The sequence below is a fragment of the Streptococcus oralis genome, assembly GCF_003943385.1.
GTDB classification, from domain to species: Bacteria; Bacillota; Bacilli; order Lactobacillales; family Streptococcaceae; genus Streptococcus; species Streptococcus oralis_CA.
In genome coordinates, this window is record NZ_RJPI01000010.1 from 83,284 (window position 1) to 90,524 (window position 7,241).

At 39.9% G+C, this 7,241-nt stretch carries 3 protein-coding genes, 11 tRNA genes and 2 pseudogenes; 3 read left to right on the top strand and 13 right to left on the bottom strand.

All coding sequences use genetic code 11. The features are described 5' to 3' along the window. Nucleotides 1-18 precede the first annotated feature (18 nt). Nucleotides 19-2,181 carry an alpha-galactosidase gene (locus tag D8803_RS07855; RefSeq protein ID WP_131200782.1) on the bottom strand — a complete coding sequence of 721 codons (2,163 nt, stop codon included), beginning with the start codon at nucleotides 2,179-2,181 and terminating at the stop codon, nucleotides 19-21. 107 nt (nucleotides 2,182-2,288) lie between these two features. Here D8803_RS07855 and D8803_RS07860 point away from each other — a divergent pair. Continuing rightward, a pseudogene (locus D8803_RS07860) lies at nucleotides 2,289-3,150 on the top strand (AraC family transcriptional regulator). Further along, nucleotides 3,147-4,085 (top strand): bifunctional biotin--[acetyl-CoA-carboxylase] ligase/biotin operon repressor BirA, encoded by a 939-nt coding sequence (gene birA, locus D8803_RS07865; protein ID WP_131200783.1) that lies wholly within the window; start codon nucleotides 3,147-3,149, stop codon nucleotides 4,083-4,085. The pseudogene D8803_RS07860 and the gene birA overlap by 4 nt, the downstream one beginning before the upstream one ends. Nucleotides 4,086-4,188: 103 nt before the next feature. Here birA and D8803_RS07870 read toward each other — a convergent pair whose 3' ends face one another. Further along, nucleotides 4,189-4,893, bottom strand: coding sequence for a hypothetical protein (locus D8803_RS07870; protein WP_131200784.1), 705 nt, complete (start codon nucleotides 4,891-4,893; stop codon nucleotides 4,189-4,191). Between the two features lie 214 nt (nucleotides 4,894-5,107). On the opposite strand from D8803_RS07870, the pseudogene D8803_RS07875 reads away from it, so the two are divergent. Further along, nucleotides 5,108-6,039 (top strand): annotated as a pseudogene (locus D8803_RS07875) (ISL3 family transposase); the annotation flags it as partial. Between the two features lie 89 nt (nucleotides 6,040-6,128). Here the strand turns inward: D8803_RS07875 and D8803_RS07880 are convergent. From D8803_RS07880 to D8803_RS07930, 11 genes are all read right to left on the bottom strand, one after another. After that, a tRNA-Ser gene (locus D8803_RS07880) sits at nucleotides 6,129-6,216 on the bottom strand. Nucleotides 6,217-6,281: 65 nt separating this feature from the next. Beyond that, a tRNA-Ser gene (locus D8803_RS07885) sits at nucleotides 6,282-6,369 on the bottom strand. Between the two features lie 6 nt (nucleotides 6,370-6,375). Next, nucleotides 6,376-6,449: transfer RNA gene (locus D8803_RS07890), tRNA-Ile, on the bottom strand. 34 nt (nucleotides 6,450-6,483) lie between these two features. Next, nucleotides 6,484-6,554 (bottom strand) — tRNA-Gly (locus D8803_RS07895). 15 nt (nucleotides 6,555-6,569) lie between these two features. Then, a tRNA-Phe gene (locus tag D8803_RS07900) sits at nucleotides 6,570-6,642 on the bottom strand. Between the two features lie 3 nt (nucleotides 6,643-6,645). Further along, nucleotides 6,646-6,719: transfer RNA gene (locus D8803_RS07905), tRNA-Met, on the bottom strand. Nucleotides 6,720-6,730: 11 nt separating this feature from the next. Continuing rightward, nucleotides 6,731-6,820: transfer RNA gene (locus tag D8803_RS07910), tRNA-Ser, on the bottom strand. A gap of 11 nt (nucleotides 6,821-6,831) precedes the next feature. Next, nucleotides 6,832-6,905, bottom strand: a tRNA-Ile gene (locus D8803_RS07915). 13 nt (nucleotides 6,906-6,918) lie between these two features. After that, nucleotides 6,919-6,992 (bottom strand) — tRNA-Met (locus D8803_RS07920). A 5-nt stretch (nucleotides 6,993-6,997) separates the two neighbouring features. Continuing rightward, nucleotides 6,998-7,071 (bottom strand) — tRNA-Pro (locus tag D8803_RS07925). A 16-nt stretch (nucleotides 7,072-7,087) separates the two neighbouring features. After that, nucleotides 7,088-7,161 (bottom strand) — tRNA-Arg (locus D8803_RS07930). Nucleotides 7,162-7,241: the final 80 nt, after the last annotated feature.

Sequence of the window (7,241 nt, forward strand, 5' to 3'; positions counted from 1 at the left end):
TAAATTTATACGCTTTTATTATAGTCTTTTGAATTTATACTGTCTACTCAAAAAATCTCCTGGTGATAGGGTAACAGTTAAACCTGCATACATGAGCTCTGCACCCGAGTAAACAATGTTTGTCCCTTCCAGCTCATAAAGCCCTTCCACTTCTAAGTCTTTCAGTTTCAAGGTGGTTTCCATTGTTTCCACAACTGACAGGACTCGGACGTAGGTCACAATCGTTTGATTTCCATAGTTAAATTGCACAGCTGCTTCATTGGATTCAGCATTGGGATTGATTAACCTATACTGATTCCCCAACTGGACTACTGGTCGCAATTCTTTATACAAGTTCACCTGATTAGCAATCTCAGCCTTCTCTTCATCTGATAAACTTGTCAAATCAAGCTCATAGCCGAGATTTCCCATCATTGCCACATGACCACGAGTTTCCAATGGTGTCGTTCGTCCCATCTGATGATTTGGCACTGCTGACACATGAGCCCCCATAGAAATGGTTGGATAGAGATAGGATGAACCATATTGGATTGGTAAACGTGCAATAGCATCAGTATTATCACTAGCCCAGACTTGTGGGAAATAACGCATCATACCAAGATCATTTCTGCCTCCACCCCCAGAGCAGGACTCAAAGAGAATATGGCCGTGCTTCTCTGTCAGATAAGAAACAAGTTCATAAAGCCCCAACATATACTGATGAGATTGCATCTGGGTTTCCAGATAAACTGAACCATTCCCCAGATTAGTGATATTGCGGTTCATATCCCATTTGATGTAGTCAATTTTATGATGAGAGAGGAGTTCATCTAAGACATTTTTCAAATATTCTACTACCTGAGAATTCGCAAGATTAAGTACCAATTGATTCCGAGAGTAAGTATGCTCATATCCTGGAACCTGAATGGCCCAGTCAGGATGTTTACGATACAAATCGCTATCAACAGAAATCATCTCCGGTTCTAACCAAAGCCCAAACTGCAAACCTCTTTCATGGATCGCTGAAATCAGACTTTCTAGGCTTCCACCCAGTTTTTTCTCATTAACAACCCAATCACCTAAAGCACGATTATCATCAAAGCGATCGCCAAACCACCCATCATCTAATACAAAAAGTTCAATTCCAACTTTCTTAGCCTCATCTGCCAACTCTAACAGTTTTTCTCTCTGAAAATCAAAGTAAGTAGCTTCCCAGTTATTGATTAGAATTGGACGTTCTTTTTTAGAAAACTGACTTGGCATAATGTGCTTAAGTACAAAATTCTGACTTTCATGACTAATACCAGTTAATCCCTGATCTGAAAAGGTCACTAAAGCTACCGGTGTTTCAAAGTTTTCCTCAGGATCTAACTTCCAAGAAAAATTTTCTGGATTAATGCCAATAGCCACCCGAACTTCATTCAGTTGATTCTTTTGGACAAAAGCTTCAAAGTTTCCACTATACATTAGTTGAATAGCAAACACATTTCCAGCATCCTCTGTGACTCCTTGATCACATAATAGAAGAGCTGGTGTTTGAGCATGACCAGAAGCACCACGGCTCGAACTAATTGAAAAGATTCCTTGTTCTACCTGTTGACGTCGAACAGTCTTTTCACGAGCATAAGCACCCTGCAGAGTTACAATCTCGTAAGCCGCAACGGGAAAATCAGCCATAAAAGAAAAGTCCTTGTGGATGACAACTTCCTGATTACTATTATTCTCCAATTTGCTGTAGCTAGCAATTGTCGCATCATTATCAAAAGCAGTATAATACAAAGTCAGACTAAGTTGAGCCTTAGAATCTTTTAAAATCAAGGCAAGAGTCTCTGTATCGTCCATGCTGTGTGGAGAAGGTAAACCCTTTGGTTCATTCTGACCTTTTAAAATCCTTGCTTCTACAAATCGAAAATCTGTCACTTCAGTTGCATCGTGCTGAATCTGTAAAGTTGGTTTTCTAAAGTCACCCAAACCATGTTGTCCAAAAATTTGACGTTGCGTATCCAAACTAAAGGTTCGATTAGTAGCTATTGGATTACCAGAAAAAGCATGATCGCGTTCGTAAACACTATTAGCTCCTTTATAGTTCTTAATTGTCTTTCCTAAATGTTTCAATAGTAAGAACCCATCCCTATTTTCAATAATCAAGCTTAGACCTTTGCTCTCAACGTAAAATAGATTATTTTCTATCCGAATTCCCATAAATTGTACCTCATCAATTTCTTGATAAAATTTTATCACATAAAAGCGCTTTCTAAAATAGAGAAATGTCTATAAAATATGGTAAAATGTTAGGTAGGAGGTAGCACATGCTAGTTTTTTCAGAATATCAGACTGGAACAATCGACCTTTCCCTAAGCTTTTATGGATATGAAGAATGCACACCTAACTACTCTTTTGGTCCAGCTATTCGAGATACCTATGTACTACATTACATTACTAAAGGACAAGGAAAATTTCATTCCAAGGGTAAAATTGTTGATTTAAAGACAGGAGATTTCTTTTTACTAAAACCAGATGAATTAACCTTCTATCAAGCAGATAGTGAAGAACCTTGGGCCCTACTACTGGTTAGGAATCACTGGAGGGAAAGCTCCCGACTATTTTGCTCTCTCTCAAATTTCTGACCAATCCTATCTCATCCAGTCTGAAACTTGTCATACCCAGACTACTGCAAAACTCATCTCAGACATTGTCCGCTTCGCTCAGGTAACAAAATCAAACGAACTAGCACAACTCCACATCATGGGACAACTCCATGAACTAATGTTTCATCTAGGAACTATTGCTCCTAATCAGAAAAAAAAGAATATTTCATCAACCCACCAACTCTATCTTGACTGCAAACGATTGATAGATAGTCACTCCCCTCAATCACTCACAATTCAAGATTTAGCAAAAGAGCTATCGGTTCATAGAAGTTACTTAACCAGTGTGTTTAAAGAATTTCACCAACTCTCTCCAAAAGAATATTTGCTTTTCGTTCGAATGAACCGTGCGCAACAGTTACTAGAACATACCAACGAAACGATCAAAGTCATTGCATACTCCGTGGGTTTTTCAGATCCACTCCATTTCTCGAAAGCTTACAAGCAGTTTTTTCATAAAACACCTAGTCAAACTCGAAATGAATACTCTCACTCCCTCTTAGCTAGAAAGGAAAATCAATGAAATCACACCAACTAGTCTACCAAATATTAGCTAGAGAAAACAACTATGTTAGCGGAGAAAAGATCGGAGAAGAACTGAATCTAAGCCGTACATCCATATGGAAAGCTATCCAACGTCTCCAACAAGAAGGCTTAGAAATTGACAGTATCAAAAATAGAGGCTACAAGCTTATTCAAGGCGATCTGATATTGCCTGATTTGATTCAAGAGAACACCAACTTAACCATTCGCTACAAACCTGAAACAAAATCTACTCAAACAGATGCAAAAGAAGGTATTGAAGGTGGAAGCCTGGGAAATAGTCTCTATCTTTCCACATGTCAAACAGCAGGTCGTGGCCGCTTTCAACGCCCTTACTACTCTCCTGCTCAGGGGGGTATTTATATGTCATTACATATTCAGCCAAATCTCACCTATGACCAGCTTCCTGCCTACACATTACTTACAGCAGGTGCCATTTACAAAGCCATTAAAAACCTCACCTTGATTGACGTGGGTATCAAATGGGTAAATGATATCTACTTTAAAAATAAAAAAATAGCAGGTATCCTCACCGAAGCTATGACGTCCGTGGAAACAGGCCTAGTAACAGACGTCATTATCGGCGTTGGAATCAACTTTGCCATCAGCGATTTTCCAAAAGAGATAAAAGAAAAAGCTGGAAGTCTCTTTACACCACCAGCTCCTATCACACGAAACGAACTAATCTCAGAAATTTGGCGTTGTTTCTACCAAACAGCACCCGAAGAACTACTCTATCTTTATAAAGAACACTCTCTTGTTCTAGGAAGAGAGGTCAGTTTTATCCAAGAACAGACTGAAAAAAAAGGAGTCGCCAAGGACATCTCCGACAAAGGACAACTCCTTATCCAGCTTGATGACCAGACAGAAATCTGGCTCAATAGTGGTGAAATCTCACTCACTAGCTGGACTTAACAACGGCACTATATGATGTCTAGAACCTCAACTAGCAACATATAGTGCTTTTTGAATGTAGAAAAGTAACAGATATATAAATAGCTAGCTTCCTATCAACAATTTACAGGTGGATAGCTTTTGAGGCATTCTTTTTATATGCCGTGCTATGTGCCAAAGAAACCCCATAGCAGTGATTTTCGTGTCCAAGCATGACCAATGGAAGTGCAAAAACTTTAACAGCATACAAAAGCAGCCAAAACATAAAGACTTCAGCTTTTATATTCACCAAATGTTTACTCAACATCTCGTACAAGAACCATGTATTTAAAGCCATATTGAAGAGACTTGTTAACGTTGCTGAGACTATATTGGTTTTCAATTTTGGATGATAACATTTAGCCACATATAAGGCCAATATTGAAATATTATAAAGGCAAATCGGTTGATAATTTTCTCTATAAATAACCAGCGTCTTACGATTATAGAACGGGAAACCATGAGGTCCACGATGATATTCATTTATCCAGACATGGCTAAAACCTCTAATCTCATCCCAAGCTATAAATAAATCAATTTTTCTTAGATAAATCCCAGTTTTATGGATTAAACACTTCCATTTGAACAAGAAAGATAGAAGAAAAGTAAGGAGCAAAACCGCAACTGTAACAACCTTCAACTCCTCTTGTCCGATAGTCAAGGATAGGTTAAAAAAGCGAATTTGCGCTTTTTTTGCATCTAAAATCATTGAAATCACAGTTAGAAATACTACAAAGATAAATAGTATAAATCTATAAAAAATACTATGAAATTTTACTCCATTTTTCATCTCGATTATCCCCAGCCACTTAAAGTCTCTAACCTTAGTATACCACTAAATCTAGTCTATTTATGATTTTTTCTAGTATGAAAGTTACTGAAACAGCATTAGATAATAGAGCTCTATAATTCTGTAGTGAGTAAAACCACTATGGAGATGCCTAGAAAAAAGTCCCAAAAGATCTATAATGAAAAGCGACCAAACCATCATTAGAAAGAATCTTATGGAACCATTACATTTTATCACAAACCTACTAGACGTTAAAGACCCTAACATCAAGAGTGTGGATATTTTCAATATGGATACCCACAAGGAAATCACTGAAGAAATATGATTTTCAAAAGAACTAAAATCCCTTATCTAGAATGTGCGGGATACAAAATTCTAATTCGTCTAAGGAAACGGCGCTTCCGCTGTAAAGTCTGTAAAAAAATGGTTGTCTCAGAGACTCCCTTAGTCAAGAAAAACCACCAAATCGCTCAAAAATTAATCGAGAAAGTCCCTATGACGGTCATCGCTGAAAGCTTGGCTATCTCCACTTCCACCGTCATTCGTAAACTGAAAGAGTTTAAATTCAAGACAGATTTATCTTCCAACTCACATGTCTTGGGATAAATACAGATTCAAGAAAGGCAAGATGAGCTTCATTGCACAAGATTTTTATTCAAATAAGATCCTAGCTATCTTAGACGGACGGACTCAAGCAACGATTCGCAATCATTTCCTTCGTTATTCTAGACAGGTCCGAAATGGAATGAAAGTCATTACAATGGACATATTTAGCTCCTACTACGACATCGCTAAGAAACTCTTTCCTTCTGCTAAAATCATCCTCGATTGCTTTCACATTGTACAAAATCTCGGCAGTGCTATGAGCTGCCTTCGCATCCAAATCATGAATCAGTTTGATAGGAGATCGCACGAATATAAGGCAATCAAACGCTACTGGAAACTCATCCAACAGGAGAGTCGGAAACTAAGTCATAAACGCTTTTATCGCCAGACCTGAAAAAACACTATAATCTCTATCAGCTCTTGCTTTTTAACTTTCAGAACAAGGAGGCAGAGAATTTTTTCGAACTCATTAAAAATAATCTCAAGCTGGTCCACCCTCGCTTTCAGGCTGTCTTTCAAACCTTTCTCAAGGATAAGGAGCCAAAAAAAGAGAGTGCCAATGTGGCTCTCTCCAGAATATGACTTTTCACCAACCCACTAGAGTTGACAAAGATTCTCAAATTATATCACGGAGAATGGGGGATTCGAACCCCCGCGCCAGTTACCCGACCTAACGATTTAGCAAACCGTCCTCTTCAGCCTCTTGAGTAATTCTCCAAAATATTTAATTAATAGGTATAAGTTGATTTAAACTCGTACACTCGCTTTATAGCTCCTGTATACGGAGAATGGGGGATTCGAACCCCCGCGCCAGTTACCCGACCTAACGATTTAGCAAACCGTCCTCTTCAGCCTCTTGAGTAATTCTCCTATTAATGGGCACGAGTGGACTCGAACCACCGACCTCACGCTTATCAGGCGTGCGCTCTAACCACCTGAGCTACGCGCCCAAGTCAAAAACTTGGTAATTTGAACAAAGTTCAAAGCGGGTGACGAGAATCGAACTCGCGACAACAGCTTGGAAGGCTGTAGTTTTACCACTAAACTACACCCGCATAACTATTATAAAATGGCGCGAGACGGAATCGAACCGCCGACACATGGAGCTTCAATCCATTGCTCTACCAACTGAGCTACCGAGCCAAATTGCGGGAGCAGGATTTGAACCTACGACCTTCGGGTTATGAGCCCGACGAGCTACCGAGCTGCTCCATCCCGCGTTAATAATAAAAGGAGGATGTGGGATTCGAACCCACGCACGCTTTTACACGCCTGACGGTTTTCAAGACCGTTCCCTTCAGCCAGACTTGGGTAATCCTCCAAAATATACAATGGACCTTGTAGGACTTGAACCTACGACCACTCGGTTATGAGCCGAGAGCTCTAACCAGCTGAGCTAAAGGTCCAACAAGATCTTTATAGCGGCGAAGGGGATCGAACCCCCGACCTCCCGGGTATGAACCGGACGCTCTAGCCAGCTGAGCTACACCGCCATCAATCGGGAAGACAGGATTCGAACCTGCGACACCTTGGTCCCAAACCAAGTACTCTACCAAGCTGAGCTACTTCCCGAGTTAAATAGAAAAAATGCACCCTAGAGGATTCGAACCTCTAACCGCCTGATTCGTAGTCAGGTACTCTATCCAGTTGAGCTAAGGGTGCTCATTATTATATGCCGAGGACCGGGATCGAACCGGTACGATCGTTTCCAATCGCAGGATTTTAAGTCCTGTGCGTCTGCC

Excerpts from the sequence above, each read along its gene's own strand:
- D8803_RS07870 (WP_131200784.1), bottom strand. The coding sequence starts at position 4,893 with ATGAAAAATGGAGTAAAATTTCATAGTATTTTTTATAGATTTATACTA.
- D8803_RS07855 (WP_131200782.1), bottom strand. The coding sequence starts at position 2,181 with ATGGGAATTCGGATAGAAAATAATCTATTTTACGTTGAGAGCAAAGGT.
- birA (WP_131200783.1), top strand. The coding sequence starts at position 3,147 with ATGAAATCACACCAACTAGTCTACCAAATATTAGCTAGAGAAAACAAC.